Below are 16,585 nucleotides of genomic sequence, written 5' to 3' on the forward strand. Positions count from 1 at the left end.
ATGTTTGGTAAATTAAGTTGGGAAGCGATCCCGTTCCACGAACCGATCGTGATGATTACCATCTCCATGATCGCGCTCGGTGGTCTGGCGCTGTTCGCTGCAATCACCTACTTCAAGAAGTGGACCTACCTGTGGACCGAGTGGCTGACGTCGGTCGACCACAAGAAAATCGGCGTGATGTACATCATCGTCGCCATGGTCATGCTGCTGCGCGGCTTTGCCGACGCCATCATGATGCGTACCCAGCTGGCCATGGCCACCGAGGGTTCGCCTGGCTACCTGCCACCTGAACACTATGACCAGATCTTCACCGCTCACGGTGTGATCATGATCATCTTCATGGCGATGCCATTCTTCACCGGCCTGATGAACCTTGCAGTGCCGCTGCAGATCGGCGCGCGTGACGTTGCCTACCCGTTCCTGAACTCCCTGAGCTTCTGGCTGCTGGTTTCCGGCGTAGTGCTGATCAACCTGTCCCTGGGCGTCGGCGAATTCGCCAAGACCGGCTGGGTTGCCTATCCGCCGCTCTCGGGCCTGCAATACAGCCCTGGCGTGGGGATGGACTACTACATCTGGGCGCTACAGCTATCGGGTCTGGGGACAACGCTGACGGGGGTCAACTTCCTGGCCACCGTGCTGAAAATGCGTACCCCTGGCATGAAGCTGATGGACATGCCGATCTTCACCTGGACCTGCACCTGGGCCAACGTCCTGATCGTGGCTTCGTTCCCGATCCTGACCGCTACCCTGGCACTGCTGACGCTTGACCGTTACATGGATTTCCACATTTTCACCAATGAACTTGGTGGCAATCCGATGATGTACGTGAACCTGTTCTGGGCGTGGGGTCACCCTGAGGTGTACATCCTGATCCTGCCAGCGTTCGGTATCTTCTCCGAAGTCATCTCGACCTTCACCGGCAAGAAACTGTTCGGCCACCACTCGATGGTCTACGCATCGGGCGCGATCTCGATCCTGGGCTTCATGGTTTGGCTGCACCACTTCTTCACCATGGGTTCGGGTGCCAGCGTCAACGCCTTCTTCGGTCTGGCGACGATGCTGATCTCCATCCCGACGGGTGTGAAGCTATTCAACTGGCTGTTCACCATCTACCAGGGCCGTCTGCGCTTCACCAGCCAGGTGCTGTGGACCCTGGGCTTCATGGTGACCTTCGCCATCGGCGGCATGACCGGCGTATTGTTGGCCATCCCGGGTGCTGACTTCGTTCTGCACAACAGCCTGTTCGTGATCGCACACTTCCATAACGTGATCATCGGCGGTGCGGTATTCGGTTACATCGCTGGTTTCGGTTTCTACTTCCCTAAAGCGTTCGGCTTCAAGCTGCACGAAGGTTGGGGCAAGGCAGCATTCTGGTTCTGGATCTCCGGCTTCTTCGTCGCGTTCATGCCGCTCTATGCACTGGGCTTCATGGGCATGACCCGTCGTCTGAACGCCACCACCAACCCTGAGTGGGTGCCGTACCTGTACGTTGCCATGTTCGGTGCGGTGATGATCGCCGTAGGTATCGCTTGCCAGCTGATCCAGCTGTACGTCAGCGTGCGTGACCGCAACAAACCAGAAAACATGTGCGAACACGGCGACCCGTGGAATGCACACACCCTGGAATGGTCGACCTCGTCGCCACCTCCGTTCTACAACTTCGCCGTGCTGCCAAAAGCCGACGTTGTCGACCCGTTCACCGAAGCCAAGGAAAACGGCACCGCGTACAAGGCCCCGGCCAAGTACGAACCGATCCACATGCCAAACAACACCGCGACCGGTGTGGTCATGGGTGCTCTGTTGACCGTGTTCGGTTTCGCGATGATCTGGCACATCTGGTGGCTGGCCATCGCGGGTCTTGCCGGCACCGTGATCTACTTCGTGATCCACGCGGCCCGTGATGATCAAGGCTATATGGTGCCGGTCGACGTGATCGAGCGCATCGAAGCCGAGCAGCACAAGCGTCTGGTAGCGGCAGGGAAAATCCCGGCCACCGCCACCCGTGTTGAAACCTCGTTGGAACAGGCTTAAACCATGTCGAACTTAGTGACCAATGCTGGACACACCCATGTCGATGGACATGGGCATGATGACCATCACCACGACTCGGGCGAGATGACCGTATTCGGTTTCTGGCTCTATCTGATGACCGACTGCATTCTGTTTGCATCGATCTTCGCGGCGTACGCGGTACTGGTTAACAACGTAGCGGGTGGCCCGTCGGGCCACGACATCTTCGAACTGCCATACGTACTGGGCGAAACCGCTCTGCTGCTGTTCAGTTCGATCACCTACGGCTTCGCCATGCTGGCGTTCTTCCGGGGTAACAAGAAGCAGGTCCTGGGCTGGCTGGCCATGACCTTCGTGTTCGGTGCCGGCTTCATCGGCATGGAGATCAACGAGTTCCACATGTTGATCTCCGAGGGCTACGGCCCTAGCCGTTCCGGCTTCCTGTCCGGGTTCTTCACCCTGGTCGGCACCCACGGTCTGCACGTGACCAGCGGTCTGATCTGGATGGCGATCATGATGTATCAGGTGCAGAAAAACGGCCTGACGGCGACCAACAAGACCCGTCTGAGCTGCCTGAGCCTGTTCTGGCACTTCCTGGACGTCGTGTGGATCTGCGTATTCACCGTTGTTTATCTGATGGGGACTATGTAAATGGCTAACGCAGCTCATTCCCAAAATGGCCATGACAGCCACGACGCCGGTCACGGCAGCGTCAAGTCCTACGGCATCGGTTTCATCCTGTCGGTGATCCTGACCCTGATTCCGTTCGGTCTGGTGATGTACCCGACGCTGCCGAAGTCGATCACCCTGATGATCGTCGTCGCGTTCGCAGTCATCCAGGTGCTGGTGCACCTGGTGTACTTCCTGCACCTGGACCGTTCGGCCGCGCAGCGTAACAACGTGATTGCGTTTGTCTTTGCCGCGATCGTGATTGTCCTGCTGGTTGGCTTGTCGCTGTGGATCATGTTCAGCATCCACACGTTCATGATGGCGAAGTGAGGTAGATCCGCATGTCCCTTAAGCACTTTATCCAAATCACCAAACCGGGGATCATTTTCGGTAACGTGCTTTCTGTGGCAGGCGGATTTTTCCTGGCCTCCAAAGGGCATGTCGATCTGGCCATTTTCCTGGCCGCCATGATCGGCACGTCTCTGGTGGTTGCCTCCGGTTGCGTGTTCAACAACTGCATCGACCGCGACATCGACCTGAAGATGGAACGCACCAAGAACCGGGTGCTGGTCCAGGGCTTGATCTCCCTGAAACTGGCCCTGATCTATGCGACCGTCCTGGGTGTCGCCGGCGTTGCCCTGTTGTACAAGGTGGCCAACCCGTTGGCCGCGCTGTTCGCAGTCATCGGCTTCGTCATCTACGTCGGCTTCTACAGCCTGTACCTCAAGCGCAAGTCGGTTCACGGCACGCTGGTGGGCAGTCTGTCGGGCGCCATGCCGCCAGTGATTGGCTACGTCGCAGTCAGCAACACCTTCGACATGGCCGCGCTGACCCTGCTGGTGATGTTCAGCCTGTGGCAGATGCCGCATTCCTACGCCATCGCGATCTTCCGCTTCAACGATTACCTGGCCGCATCGATTCCGGTGCTGCCTGTGAAGCGCGGCATCCAGGTGGCCAAGAAGCACATCCTGCTCTACATCCTGGCCTTCCTCGTGGCGACCTTGATGCTGACCTTCAGCGGCTACGCCGGCATGAGCTACCTCGCCGTCGCCGCGGCCATGGGCATGTACTGGCTGTACATGGCCTGGACCGGCTACAAGGCAGTGGATGACACGGTCTGGGCACGCAAGCTGTTCGTGTTCTCGATCTTCACCATTACCGCGTTGAGCGTGATGATGTCCCTGGACTTCAAAGTGCCGAGCGAGTTGCTGCTGACGTACGCGCCTTAAGCGTCGGATGCTGTAAAGAAAAAGCCCCGCCTTCGAGAGAAGAGCGGGGCTTTTTGTTGGGGGTGATTCTGGTGGACCGTGTTGCCGCCATCGCGAGCAGGCTCACTCCTACATTGGATTGAGTGCACACCGATCTCTGTAGGAGTGAGCCTGCTCGCGATGGCCGCGACGCGGACTAACAGGCGAATTCGATATCTGTCCGCTTAAGAAAAAATTGAGAAAATCCCAAATTATTAAGATTTTCTTGGCCCACTTAAGAAAAAATGCACGGTCAGACCCAATAAATGGGGTAAGGCGGATGGTTCCGAGGTCTTGGGGGGATTTGTCATTGGGTTTCCATCTCCTGTGTTTCGTCCGTTGCCGCCATCGCGACCAAGCTCGCTTACGATAGGGCGACCTGACCGGCAAAAATGCCTACGGATTTGCCTGAGCTTTCCCACGAGTTTTTCAGGTTGAGGGTCGGAAGTTGCCTATCTAGCCTCGGGATGCCGTTATTACAAGCATCCCAGAGGATCTACGATGGAACTGCCAGAGGTAATCACCCCGCGTGTTAATACGAATACAGCGTTGGGGCAGGCTTTGATTTCGATGTTCAAATCTGTCGAAGCGGAACTGGAGCTTGAGAACGCAGGACCAGGGGCGGTCAAAATTATTCTGTTCGGTGGCTGCGCTGTTCACCTTTATACCCATCATCGCGTTTCCACCGACGTCGATGCCGAGATTTATGAGGCTCATGTTCCCGAAGGTTTACACCTGCAAACCATGCTCGCAGAGATACCCGAACAGTTTGTTGATGAGCGATCCGGTCGCTTGATGGAGCTGAACTACGACCTGCAATACAACACCAGTTTTGGCCCAATTCATGAGGACTATTGGGAACGGAGCCTTCCCTTTACAGAGTTCCCGGTTGAGTCCCCGCTGTACGTTCATATCGCGGCACCTGTCGACATTGCCATTTCCAAGCTGGGCAGAGCGACCGATCAGGACATTGGTGATATCAAGGCACTTCTCAGGGCTGGTTTCATCCTGACTACCGAGTTTCGTCGACTGGCATTGCAGGCGATTGATGTATATGTTGGCAACAAGGAGTCACCAATCTCCGTCCTCACGAATATTTTGCATGATTATCTGGAGAGCACAGATGACGAAGCCCCATAGCGGCCACGTCCTCTCATCCGCCTTGGACACGCTGGTAAAAAGACCTTTGAATCAAGCGGATGACGCTGCCTTGGTGAGCGCCGCCAAAGCTGTCTGGTACTCGGATTCAAATCTTGAAAGCGAGATAAGCGTTTTTTTGAATCGTCATTCTGACGAAGTGGAGGTTCGGCGTGCTGGCTATCTGCTCGAGCGATTCACTCGATTTACTTGCTTATCCGATCTCCGGGTGTCGGAAACTCTCAATGTCCTCGAGCTTTTTGCACATTCGACTTGCGTGCAAGCCGTGATGCTACAAGCCGTCACGCCACTGCGTCGACGCCGTGATGAACTTGCTGTCTCTTGGGGGTTGAGTGAGGGCCTCGGCCTAAAAGCCCAAACCCTCATGCCTTTTCAGACCCGGCATTACGAAGCTGAGCAGCGCGCCATGTTTTCCTGAGCTTTGGTTGCAGCGAATAGGCTGCATCGTTTGGCCCAAAAGTTGAAACGGCTTGCAGCGCAAAAGCCCCTCCTTTCGAGAGAACGGTGGGGCTTTTTCATTTACGCGCGGTTGTTACACGGTGCATCGAGCACCTTCACCACGTCATCGATGATTGCCTTGCTCATGTCCTGCAAAAAATGTGATGCCCAGGCGTGTCGGTCGGAGTCGCGAACCATGGCGGCGTCTGAGGCGAGCAGTTTCGCGAGGTGGAGCAGGTCGGAGGCGTGGTAGAGGGCTTCGGTTACCGGGACGCCGGCATTGATGCGGAACAGGGGTTCGTTGGCGTGGTAGGAGAAGGGGGTGAGGCCGATGGTTTTGAGGTCTTGGGGATTGGTCATTGGGCTTCACCTCCTGTTGGGCTGGAGGTGGAAGGGTATGACTGGTGTAGCAGACGGATCGATAGTGTTCATTTGTAACTCCTGCATAAGTGAAGCTGTCCCGTTCGTTATCAGGCGAATGGGTGGCAGCTGTGCGCAGGCTGATAAACCGGAGATGCAGGACCCGGCAGACCCGAAGGTCTCCCACACACAGCCGCCATAACACGAATACTCAGGCGTAGAAAAACGCCAACCATCGTGGGGCGCAGCTGCGTGGCATCTTACCCGGGTTATCAGGCCCGGTCGCTGAATTGGCAGCGACCGGGCGAAGTTAGCTGGCAAGGATGAGGTCGGCAATCGTAGCGATCTGGTGGCCGGGGATCTCATTGGGCACCGCAATCCCTGTGGGAGCGGGCTTGCTCGCGAAGGCGGTGGGTCAGGCAATATTGATGCTGGATGTGACGGCCTCTTCGCGAGCAAGCCCGCTCCCACATTGGACTAGCGTCATCGCTGATATCGAGCATGACGCGGGCCCCTGTGGGAGCGAGCTTGCTCGCGATGGCGGCGTGTCAGGCAGCATCAATTTTGAATGTGACGGCCTCATCGCGAGCAAGCTCGCTCCCACAGGGTTGGGGGGCGTCGGTTATTTACTTTGTGTATCGAGCAAGCGGAAAAACCGCTCGCGCACCTGCAAACTGTCACTGTGAGCCACATTGAAGCGCAGGAACTGACTGGCATCCGGCCCTTTGCTCAGCAAGGTGCCCGGCGCCAACACCATATTGTTCTCCAGCCCTTGGCGAGCCAGATTCTCGGCATGCAAGCCCTCCGGCAACCGCGCCCAGATAAACACACCTTCGCCGGGCAACGAGGAAAGCGAGCACCCAGCCTCCGCCAACCAACTCGCCACTCGGCTGTTCGATTCATACAACCGATCCACCGTGCGCCGCGCATGTTTGGCATAGCTGCCATCGCTGAGCATGGTGCACGTAATCTGCTCCGCCAGCTCCGACGTCACCCCGCCGCAGGCCATTTTCAGCGCGACCATGCGTGCCGCCAATTGCGGTGACAGTACGGTGTAGCTGACCCGGCTGTTGGCGGTCAGGGTCTTGGAGAAACCCGACACATAACTCACGTTGTCCAACCCACTGGCCGCCAGGCGCGGGGTGCGGCGTTGCTGGATGTCGCAGTACAGATCGTCTTCGACGATGTGGAAGCCATGGCGGTGGCTCAGTTCCAGCAAGCGGTAAACCTGGGCCGGGGTGAACGAGTGGCCGGTGGGGTTATGCAGCGTGCTGTTGGTCATGTACAGCACGGGTTTGTGGGCGATCAGCAGTTGCTCTAAGGCGTCGAGGTCCATGCCGTCGCAATCCCGGGCGATGGTAATGACTTTGGCCCCGTGTAGCGCCAGGTTGGCGTGCATGTTGAAGTAGCAGGGGTCGTCGAGCAGCACGGTGTCGCCGGGTTTGACCAGCAGGCGCATCAGCAGGTCGATGGCCTGCATGGTGTTGGCGGTAGTGATGATCTGGTCCACCGGCGCTTCGATGCCGAAGGTCGCCAGCTTGACCCGCAAGGCCTGGCGCAACGGCAGGTAACCGCCGGCCACGCCGTACTCGCCCATGCGCAATGACGTCGCTCGCAGGGTACTGCGCACGGCTTTCTGCAACTCTTCGGCGGGCAGCCACGAGGTCGGCAGAAAACCGCAGCCGGGGCGCAGCGCGCCGTTATCCAGCAGCAGTGCGCGGCGTACCACACTGAGGGTGTCCTGAGGTTGCAGGTCCGGACCGGTGCCACTTTTCAGTGCTGCTTCGGAGCGATGCACGTAATGCCCGGAGCCCTGGCGAGACACCACCAGCCCCTTGGCCCGCATGCGGTCCAGGGCATCGACCACCGTGGATTTGCCCACGTTCATCAAGTCGGAGAGTTCGCGAATCGGCGGCAGCTTGGCGCCGTGGGGCAGGCCACCCGTGCTGATCGCCTGGGTCAGTTGATCGACGATCTGCTGCACCAGCGGCACGCCGGGCTGGAATTCTATGGCGGCAATGACTGCACGTTGAACCTGCATTTTACTGGTCTCTCCGGCAGTAAAGTTCGTTGGATTCTATACGAACTTGCCCTGATCAGGACAAGCCTCTCTCTCTACCATGCCCTTACAGACTTTTCTGAATGTCGGCCTTTGTCGGCGGGCGTTCACCCGGTTCCTGAGGTGCTGCATGAGTGTCGAAACAACGGTCGCGGTGGCTAAACCGGTCATTAACCTGCGGTTATTCACGATCCGGATCATCACCGCCGTCTCGCTGTTCGCGGTGCTGGGCAAGGCCAACGTCTGGCTCGACACGGCCACCAACAGCATCCTGGCCCTTGGGTATCGCGCCTTGTTGTTGCTGTTGCCCCTGACTTTACTGGTGCTTGGCCGCCGTTCCCTGAGCGTCACGCTGCTGTGTGCCGGGCTTGGCCTGGTGCTGCTGGCGCTGACCAGCCATCAAGGCATGGTGATGTTTGCTGCCGCGTTGTTTGCCTACGGCATTGCGATTGCCGGTTACCTGATCAAGAGCGAAGCGGCCCAGACCAAGGAAGGCGCGGCCTACAACCGCGTGGCCATGAACATGGGCAGCCTGGTGGCCGGTTTGATCCTGCTGTCGCCGCTTCTCACGCCGACGATGTTTTTCCTCGGAGCAGCGGCGTTCGTGTTGCTGTGCCTGCCAATCGCCCTCGGCGCAACCTTCACCACCGAACCGGTGCTGGCCCGCCCGGCCAGTCAGGCCGGCAGCAACTGGGGCAACAAACTGCCCTGGGTAATCGCCGGGATCATCATGGGTATCAAGCTGTTCGGGGTGTTCTCGATCCTGCCACAGGCGATCCTGCTCAAGACCGGCGAGCTGCCGGCCTGGTACGGCTTGATGCTGATCCTCAACAGCGCCGTGGTGGTGTTCGCCCAGGTGCCGGTGATGAAGCTGATCGAGCGCACCGGGCGCTTCAAGGTCGTGGCGGTGATCGGGATCATCGTCGGCGGCTTTGCCGTGCTGTCTTCGCCCGCCGCGTTCCACGTCGAAACCCTCGCCGGGGCGCTGGTCTGGGTGGCGCTGCTGTCCATCGCCGAGTGCGCCTTCAGCTACCTCGATTACTTCTCGGTCAAGCAAAACAACATGTTCGTCAAGGAAGTGTCCCTGGGGGTGGGGGCCGGGCTGACCGTGTTGATCATGCGGGTGGTGCCGGCGCCGTACAACGCGCTGGTGCTGGCCGCCATCGGCGCCGGCGGGATCCTGGCCTGGTACTGGCTCAATCGTAAGTCCAATGCGTCGTTGCATGACTGAGTCATCGCCGTTGCGGTTTTCACTTTGCAGGTCGGGGGCATTATGAATACGACTTCATGCGTAGTAGTGGTCGGTTACAACGGCAATCGGGTTCACGACATCCAGAAACTGCGCGAGCTGTGCAAGTCGCTCTACGACGCCAGGCTCATCCTGCTGGTCGAGAAAATTCAGCTCCATGACGACCAGGTGGCCGATCACGTCTGCAGCACTTCGCTGGCCGAGAAAGACGTGGCGGCGTCCCTTGAACTGGTGGTGGGGTGCCTGAATGCCGATAGCTGGAAACTGATCGGCGTGCTGCCGTTTTCCGATCGCGGCGTACTGCTCGGTGCCGCGCTGGCCACTCACTTCGGCCTGCCGGGCATTACCCCAGGCGAAGCGCGGGCGGGCCTGGACAAGCAGATCTTCCGTCGGCTCGAAGCGGCGGCCAGCACCTCTCCCGGAGAATACCGACCGGTGTTTTCCGCGCGGGTCGAAAGCCTGCCGGAACTGCGCCAACGCGTTGTCGAACTGGGCGGCAAGGCCTTCATCAAACCGGCCTGCGAAGGCGCGAGCCGAGGCTGTCGCGTCATCCATCACCCTTCGGAATGCGATGACGCCTGGCTCGCACTGAAGCCCTACCGCGAAGGCGGCATCGTCCTTGAAGCACTGGTGCAGAACGCCCGCGAATACAGCTGGGACTACGTGGCCGGCAGCACTTGGGTGACTGAAAAAACCACCACCGAAGGCGCCTACCGCGCAGAGATCCAGCAAGTCGTCCCCGCACCGCTTTCGGCTGAGGTACAGGCGCGTTTGATGGCAGCCGGTCGGCATATGTCGGCATTGGTATCCCAGGACAATGGTGCCTGGCACAACGAAGTGTTCCTGCGCAGCGACAACCTGACCTGCGCCGTGGAAACCAACATGCGCCCCGGCGGCATGCACATCTGGGATCTGGCCAAACGCGCCTTCGTCAATTTCGATCCGTGGGAACGCTGGGTGCGCTGGGCGGTGGAAGGCCAGACCGAACAGCACGAGCCAGTGGCTCGCGGCTTCTGCGGCATTCGCCTGCTCAGGGCGCCGGATGGCGGCATCTTGCGCGCGACGCCCGACATCGAGGCCCTGGCCCGCGCATTGCGTATCGATCTGGTGGAGGGCCAGTACGCCAAGCGAATCGGCGACTCGGTCAGCGCGTTAGTGAAAGACAACTTCTCATTCATCGGCCACATCGTGTTGTTCAACGAACACTACGGGCAACTGAGCAACGACCTGTTGCGTCTGGCCGAGGCGATTGAGTCACGCATTGAGGTGACTTGCCTGGCACCGGCTACCCGCGCCGTGTGTTGAGCCTGCAAGCACCCGTTTTTTGCACTACTGATTAAGAGGGTTCGATCAATGATCCAGCACATGACCTGCGATGAACGCTTCATCGCCCTGGCCAAAGAGTTTGGCTACGACATCTACGGCGAAAACACCGCAGGCGGGCATTATGCGCCGCTGATCCGTCATCACGATGAGCTGTACATCAGCGGTCTGGTGCCGCGCATGAACGGCAAGATCCATTACCCCGGTCGCGTCGGCCTGGACCTCAGCTTGGCCGATGCGCAAGCGGCGGCCAGCATCAGTGCGATGCGCGGGCTGGCCTTGATCGTCGATGCCATTGGTTCGCTGGACAAGATCAAGTCATTGATCCGGGTGACGGTCTATGTGAAGTCCACGGCGGATTTTGTCGATTTGAGCGAAGTGGCCAACGGCGCCTCGGATGTGTTCAGCCATGTACTGGGCGATGCCGGTAAACATACCCGCACCACCGTAGGTGTTTACCAGTTACCCAAGAATGCCGCGATAGAAGTGGACATGATTGCCGCCTTGCGCCCATCGGTTTTGTAAAATGTTTCCCAGCTTTACAGCGCTGAATCGTTAACTTAAGGTTTGGCGCTAAAGTATGGGAAATAAGAAGAAAGGACGTGCGAATGGATAACTTTCAAGGTGCGTTTTTTTCATATAAGGACTTTCGTCAAAGCCTCCACCATCGAACGCCAAGTCCCAAGGTGTGGAAGGGCACTGAACTGGCGGGTATGCGTCAAACCCTTGAAGACAGCGACGTCGATATTGTCGCGTTGGCTCACGACAAAAGCATTGAAGGCTGTGAAGTGACGCCTGGAATGGCGATCGCCATGCAATGGCTGAACCCCGGTGTGACGCTCAACGGTCATGCCCATTCCTGGTGGCATCTGTTTGTTATCCAGTGCGGCAGCGGCGTGATGACCCTCGGCGATGCCGACGGGGTTAACGTCAGCAGCGGCGACGTGCTACTGGTGCCAGCCTGGACCCGGCATGGTTTCGTCAACACCAGTAAACACGAGCCTCTGGCGATGCTGAACATGAGCAACATGCCACAAATGGCACTGCTTTCGAATTTTGCCGACAGCCACGGTCTGATCACCACCCAGCCGTAATTCCCCGCCGTATCTGCCCAGGGAGCCCACTTTTGTGGGCTCCCTTTTTTGTTTTTCAGACCTGCCCCAGGATCCCTTTTTGCAGCAGTTTTGCCGGGATTCTGGCTGCGTGTCTGCCGGTGAAAAACAACGTTCTGTATCGATTGAAACGGACAAATTCTGTATCTATTCAACATTCATTCAACTAACTACGATCACTTCCAATGCACGTCAATTCCTGCAGTTGGTCAATGGAGTGTTATATGGAAAACAGGAAGCTAAAACTGTATGTTGGCGCCGACTATGTCAGCGCTTTTGCGATGTCGGCTTTTGTGGCGCTCAAGGAAAAGCAACTTTCATTTGAACTTGTTACTGTTGATCTAAGAACACGCGAAAACTATCTGTCGAGTTATCGCGATCTTTCGCTGACCTGCAAAATCCCAACGTTAGTTTACGAAGGTTTTGCCTTGTCGGAATCATCGGCGATTGCCGAATACCTCGATGAGCTCTCCCCAGGGCTTAAAAAACTCTATCCGCAGGACATCCAGCAGCGTGCCCGTGCCCGTCAATTGCAGGCCTGGTTGCGCAGTGACTTGCTGGTGGTGCGCAAGGAGCGCCCGTTTGACCTGGTCTACTTCGGTAAAAAAGATCTGCCCCTGAGCGCCGATGCCCGTGTCGCTGTCGAGCGCTTGTTCTTCGTCGCCGAGCATTTGCTGGAAGAGGGCGCCGAGCATCTGTTCGGTGACTGGAGCATTGCCGACACCGACCTGGCAATCATGCTCAACCGACTGGTTGCCAACGGCGATCCGGTGCCGGCGCGGCTCGCGGCGTATGTGCGGCGCCAGTGGGATCGCGACAGCGTCCGGGCGTGGATGGACATAGAGCGCAAAGCGCCGGCCATCGCCTGACAACACCCAGGGCAATCACCAGGAGCGCGGCCATGCAAGGACTGTCGGAGCACGAACGCTACAAACCTTATAACTCACGCACCATCCGCGAATCACCTTACTGGCACAAGTTGACGCCGGCGTTGCAGGAGGCCATGACCGTGGTGGCGCGGGTCATGCCGTTTCGCACCAACGAATACGTGCTGGGCACGCTGATCGACTGGAACAACATTCCGGACGATCCGGTTTTCCGCATGACCTTTCCCCACAAGGACATGTTGCTGGCGGAGGAGTATGCCTCGCTTAAACACCTGATCGAGCAGGATGACAGCGCGGCGATCAAGCGTCGGATCGAGGCGATCTGGCGGCGCATGAACCCGCATCCGGCCGGGCAGTTGACCCACAACGGTGTCACCCTCAACGGAAAAGTTCTGCCGGGCATCCAGCACAAGTACCGCGAGACCGTGCTGTTTTTCCCGGGTGCCGGTCAGACCTGTCACGCGTACTGCACCTTCTGTTTCCGCTGGGCGCAGTTCATTGGCGAAGAAGAACTCAAGTTCAATGCCCGTGAGTCCCAGGAGCTGGTTAGCTACCTGCGGGTGCACACCGAAGTGACTGACGTGCTGATTACCGGCGGCGACCCGATGATCATGAACACCCGCTCCCTGGCCGGTTACATCGAGCCGCTGCTGGATTTGCCGCACCTGAAGAACATCCGCATCGGCACCAAATCCGTGGCGTACTGGCCGCAGCGTTTTGTCAGCGACAAGGATGCACCCGAGCTGCTGGAGCTGTTCCAGCGCATCGTCGCGGCGGGGAAAAACCTGTCGATCATGGGGCACTACAACCACCCGGTGGAGATCTGCCAGACCATCGCCCGCCAGGCCGTCGAGCGTATTCGCTCGACGGGCGCGACGGTGCGCATGCAGGCGCCGCTGATCCGCCACATTAACGAAAACCCCGCCGACTGGGCGGCGCTGTGGACCGAAGGTGTGCGGCTCGGGGCCGTGCCGTATTACATGTTCGTCGAGCGTGACACCGGCCCCAGCCACTACTTCGCGATGCCACTGGCCCGGGCCTTCGAGATCTTCCAGGCGGCGTACCGCACGGTATCGGGGCTTGCGCGCACGGTGCGCGGGCCGTCCATGAGCACCTTCTACGGCAAGGTGTTGATCAACGGCATCGAGACCGTCGCCGGGGAAAAAGTCTTCGTTTTGCAGTTCCTCCAGGCACGCAATCCGCAATGGGTGTTGCGCACGTTCTACGCGCGCTTCGATCCGCAAGTGACCTGGTTCGACGACTTGCAACCGGCCTTCGGCGAGCGTGCGTTCTTCTTTCAGACCGAGCTCGCCGCCGTGCCGGAATTGATACCCGTGTTGCTGGAAACGGCGTAGGAAAATTTATGAACAATGGGGAGATATGGATATGAGCAGTATCCCGTTTGATCAGCGCGAGGGCGTTATCTGGCTCGACGGCGAGTTCGTCGAGTGGTCCCGGGCGCAGTTGCATGTGTTGACCCATGGCCTGCATTACGCGAGCACCGTGTATGAAGGCGAACGAGTCTACAGCGGCAGGATCTTCAAGCTGCGCGAACACAGCGAGCGCTTGTATCGCTCGGCGCAATGGATGGACTTTGCCATCCCCTATGAGCTGGCTGAACTGGAAGCGGCCAGCCATGAGTTGCTGCAACGCAACAACGTCGTCGACGGTTACCTGCGCCCGGTGGCCTGGCGTGGCAGCGAGATGATTTCCACCTCGGCGCGTTTCAACCGTGTGCACGTGGCCATCGCGTGCTGGCAGTGGCCGAGCTATTTCGACCCGGCGGCGCGCATGGCCGGTATCCGCTTGAAAACCGCGAGCTGGCGCCGCCCGCCGCCGAACAGCAGCCCGTTCGAGGCCAAGGCCTCCGGGCATTACCAGATCGCCACGCTGAGCAAGCACGACGCCGAGAACACGGGTTACCACGATGCGCTGATGCTCGACTGGCGCGGCCACGTTGCCGAAGCCACCAGTGCCAATGTGTTCTTCGTCAAAGGCCGGACTTTGCACACGCCGACCCCGGACTGCTTTCTCAATGGCATTACCCGGCAGACCGTCATTGAATTGGCCAAAGTGCTGGACTACCAGGTCGTCGAGCGCACGATTTTGCCTACGGAGCTTGGCGACTTCGATGAATGTTTTCTCACTGGCACCGCCGCCGAAATCACCCCGGTGCAGAGCATCGACGCGCAGCGCTATCGACCGGGTGACACCTGCAGCGACTTCATTGCCGCTTACACCTCAACCGTAAATGCCTGATCACCTGCCAGGAATCTCACCATGTCAGACCAAGGGATTGTTGCGTCTCAACCTTGCATTTCGCTCGGCCATCGTCATGAAGAGCTGTCGACGTCAGGCTGGACAGTGCTGACCCCCGACGAATTTGCCGATGATGTCGTAGGCACCTTGTGCGAATTCGGTCCGATCATTCCGCAGTTCAACGGCCAGATGGCCTTTCCCATCACCCGCAAGCCGGGTTACGAAGATTTGCCGTACTCCCAGAGCATGAACGGCATCGGCCCGCACACTGAAGCGCCGGTGTACGGGCCGCCACCGCGTTATCTGGCATTGCATTGCCATAAACAGGCGACGTGCGGTGGCGGGCACACCGGATTGGTGGACGGCTATGAATTTCTCCGCGCCCTAGAACACGGCGAACCGCAACTGCGTGAGTGGCTGGATGACACACCGGTAGAATTTGTCGCCACCGCCAAACCGGGTGAGCCGGGACAACGGCGGGTCAAGGAATACATCCTCACGCCTACGGAAGACGGGGATATTTTCCGCTTCAGCTACAACCAGTTTCACTACGGCGACGTGAACCCGTCCAAGGAAGCCCTGCAGCAATCGCTGGTGACCAACAGCACTTCGCCGCTGGCCAGGTTTGCCGTGCTTGGCGAAGCGTACTTCGTCGAGCACAACGTTCCGGTGCTGATTCCCGACGGATGCCTGCTGATTTGGGACAACTGGCGAATGATCCATGCGCGCAGTCGTTACACTGACCCGGCGCGCCACCTGACCCGCTATTGGCTGGCCTGATTTTTCCGTCGCCCTTCATTTTTTCGGCGTACCCTTTGGCGGGTACGCGCCTTACAGGTATCGCGTCATGCAAACAGCAATCGAGATCGCCCAGGTCGATCATCAACTGATCGTGCGGCTCAACCAGGCCTGGACCAAGCGCGCCACGGTGTGTTCGCCGGACAGGGGCCAGGTCGAAGAAGTGTTCGACCCGGCGCGCCCGGATTACCCGGAATGCATGGTGCCGTTTTTCCATCATCCGAAATTCCAGGCCTTGAGCGACGAACTCAAGAGCAGCGTGGTGACCTGGGGCTGGATCGGCTACAACCTGCGCACTGTCACTGCCGAGGAGCATGTGGTCAATCCGGCGCTGAGCGTCATCGCCAATCAGTACCTTGGCAAGGACGACTGGCATTTTCGCGAGGCCATGCAACAGACCCTGATTGACGAGCACTACCACACGCTGATGCACCTGCGCGCCATCGAGCGGACCAAACTGGAGCGGGCGCTGGATCAGGACCTGGATCTGCCGCCGTCCGTCACTTACCTGCGCCTGAAGGCTTTGCATGCAGAGTTGCCCGAGCAATGGCAGCGGGATCTGGCGGCGATCACTTTTGCGGTGGTGGCCGAGATCAGCGTCAACGCCTATCTCGACTTGCTGGCGGACGACCAGACCATCCAGCCGCAAAATCGCCGGGTGGCCGAACTGCACAACCGTGACGAGTACGCCCACAGCAAGGTGCTGGCCGAAGTGGCGAAGGTCATGTACGCGAACATGCAGCCGGCCCAGCGGGAATTTTTCGCACGCAACCTGTCGGTGGCGCTGAGTGCTTTTATCGCCCAGGACTACTCGATGTGGGAGGCGATTCTGACGCAGCTTGGGGTCGAGGATGCAGCGCTGATCATTGCCGACACCCGCGAGAGCAACAGGAACGCGAACATCATGCGTGACTACAGTGGCCTGCATAAATTGGCCCATGACCTGGGTATCAGCGAGCAGATCGATTTCGACTTCCGTCCGACTCTCAAAACCACCGCAACGGCCTGAATCCGGA

General features: G+C 58.7%; 17 protein-coding genes. 15 read left to right on the top strand and 2 right to left on the bottom strand.

Annotated elements, in window-relative coordinates:
* The 6 genes from cyoB (at position 1) to AC1DWG_RS19525 (ending at position 5,502) form a co-directional block, all read left to right on the top strand.
* The gene (cyoB, locus tag AC1DWG_RS19500) at positions 1-2,031 is read left to right on the top strand and encodes a cytochrome o ubiquinol oxidase subunit I (protein WP_110660131.1); all 2,031 of its coding nucleotides are present in this window, start codon (positions 1-3) and stop codon (positions 2,029-2,031) included.
* 3 nt (positions 2,032-2,034) lie between these two features.
* On the top strand, positions 2,035-2,661 hold the full coding sequence (locus tag AC1DWG_RS19505; RefSeq protein WP_046040171.1) for a cytochrome o ubiquinol oxidase subunit III: 627 nt from the start codon (positions 2,035-2,037) through the stop codon (positions 2,659-2,661).
* Complete coding sequence (gene cyoD / locus AC1DWG_RS19510; RefSeq protein WP_223459110.1) at positions 2,662-3,009, top strand: cytochrome o ubiquinol oxidase subunit IV; 348 nt, start codon at positions 2,662-2,664, stop codon at positions 3,007-3,009.
* Positions 3,010-3,020: 11 nt separating this feature from the next.
* A complete protein-coding gene (cyoE, locus tag AC1DWG_RS19515) occupies positions 3,021-3,908 on the top strand; it encodes a heme o synthase (protein ID WP_477755605.1) in 888 nt (295 codons plus the stop codon).
* A gap of 519 nt (positions 3,909-4,427) precedes the next feature.
* Positions 4,428-5,066, top strand: a complete 639-nt coding sequence (locus AC1DWG_RS19520; RefSeq protein WP_477755606.1) for a DUF6036 family nucleotidyltransferase — start codon at positions 4,428-4,430, stop codon at positions 5,064-5,066.
* The gene (locus tag AC1DWG_RS19525) at positions 5,050-5,502 is read left to right on the top strand and encodes a hypothetical protein (protein WP_477755607.1); all 453 of its coding nucleotides are present in this window, start codon (positions 5,050-5,052) and stop codon (positions 5,500-5,502) included. The genes AC1DWG_RS19520 and AC1DWG_RS19525 overlap by 17 nt, the downstream gene beginning before the upstream one ends.
* 101 nt (positions 5,503-5,603) lie before the next feature.
* Here the strand turns inward: AC1DWG_RS19525 and AC1DWG_RS19530 are convergent, their stop codons facing one another.
* Both AC1DWG_RS19530 and AC1DWG_RS19535 read right to left on the bottom strand, forming a co-directional pair.
* Entirely contained in the window at positions 5,604-5,882 is a 279-nt protein-coding gene (locus tag AC1DWG_RS19530) for a DUF3077 domain-containing protein (RefSeq protein ID WP_477755608.1), read from the bottom strand.
* A gap of 622 nt (positions 5,883-6,504) precedes the next feature.
* Positions 6,505-7,923 carry an aminotransferase-like domain-containing protein gene (locus tag AC1DWG_RS19535; RefSeq protein ID WP_477753556.1) on the bottom strand — a complete coding sequence of 473 codons (1,419 nt, stop codon included), beginning with the start codon at positions 7,921-7,923 and terminating at the stop codon, positions 6,505-6,507.
* A gap of 148 nt (positions 7,924-8,071) precedes the next feature.
* Here AC1DWG_RS19535 and AC1DWG_RS19540 point away from each other — a divergent pair, with 148 nt between their 5' ends.
* From AC1DWG_RS19540 to AC1DWG_RS19580, 9 genes are all read left to right on the top strand, one after another.
* Positions 8,072-9,172: a hypothetical protein gene (locus tag AC1DWG_RS19540; RefSeq protein WP_477788211.1), complete on the top strand. Its 1,101-nt coding sequence runs from the start codon at positions 8,072-8,074 to the stop codon at positions 9,170-9,172.
* A gap of 42 nt (positions 9,173-9,214) precedes the next feature.
* Positions 9,215-10,495, top strand: a complete 1,281-nt coding sequence (locus AC1DWG_RS19545) for an ATP-grasp domain-containing protein (RefSeq protein WP_477788212.1) — start codon at positions 9,215-9,217, stop codon at positions 10,493-10,495.
* A gap of 48 nt (positions 10,496-10,543) precedes the next feature.
* Entirely contained in the window at positions 10,544-11,038 is a 495-nt protein-coding gene (locus AC1DWG_RS19550) for a RidA family protein (RefSeq protein ID WP_150727357.1), read from the top strand.
* Positions 11,039-11,121: 83 nt separating this feature from the next.
* Positions 11,122-11,607: a cupin domain-containing protein gene (locus tag AC1DWG_RS19555; RefSeq protein WP_477753553.1), complete on the top strand. Its 486-nt coding sequence runs from the start codon at positions 11,122-11,124 to the stop codon at positions 11,605-11,607.
* A gap of 242 nt (positions 11,608-11,849) precedes the next feature.
* Entirely contained in the window at positions 11,850-12,494 is a 645-nt protein-coding gene (yfcF, locus tag AC1DWG_RS19560) for a glutathione transferase (RefSeq protein WP_477753552.1), read from the top strand.
* 32 nt (positions 12,495-12,526) lie between these two features.
* A complete protein-coding gene (locus AC1DWG_RS19565) occupies positions 12,527-13,867 on the top strand; it encodes a KamA family radical SAM protein (protein ID WP_477763253.1) in 1,341 nt (446 codons plus the stop codon).
* 31 nt (positions 13,868-13,898) lie between these two features.
* Positions 13,899-14,771: a branched-chain amino acid aminotransferase gene (locus AC1DWG_RS19570; RefSeq protein WP_477788213.1), complete on the top strand. Its 873-nt coding sequence runs from the start codon at positions 13,899-13,901 to the stop codon at positions 14,769-14,771.
* A 21-nt stretch (positions 14,772-14,792) separates the two neighbouring features.
* Positions 14,793-15,551, top strand: coding sequence for a TauD/TfdA family dioxygenase (locus AC1DWG_RS19575; RefSeq protein ID WP_477753549.1), 759 nt, complete (start codon positions 14,793-14,795; stop codon positions 15,549-15,551).
* A gap of 67 nt (positions 15,552-15,618) precedes the next feature.
* Complete coding sequence (locus AC1DWG_RS19580; protein ID WP_477788214.1) at positions 15,619-16,578, top strand: diiron oxygenase; 960 nt, start codon at positions 15,619-15,621, stop codon at positions 16,576-16,578.
* Positions 16,579-16,585: the final 7 nt, after the last annotated feature.

Source organism: Pseudomonas sp. P4_B3, from assembly GCF_056402295.1.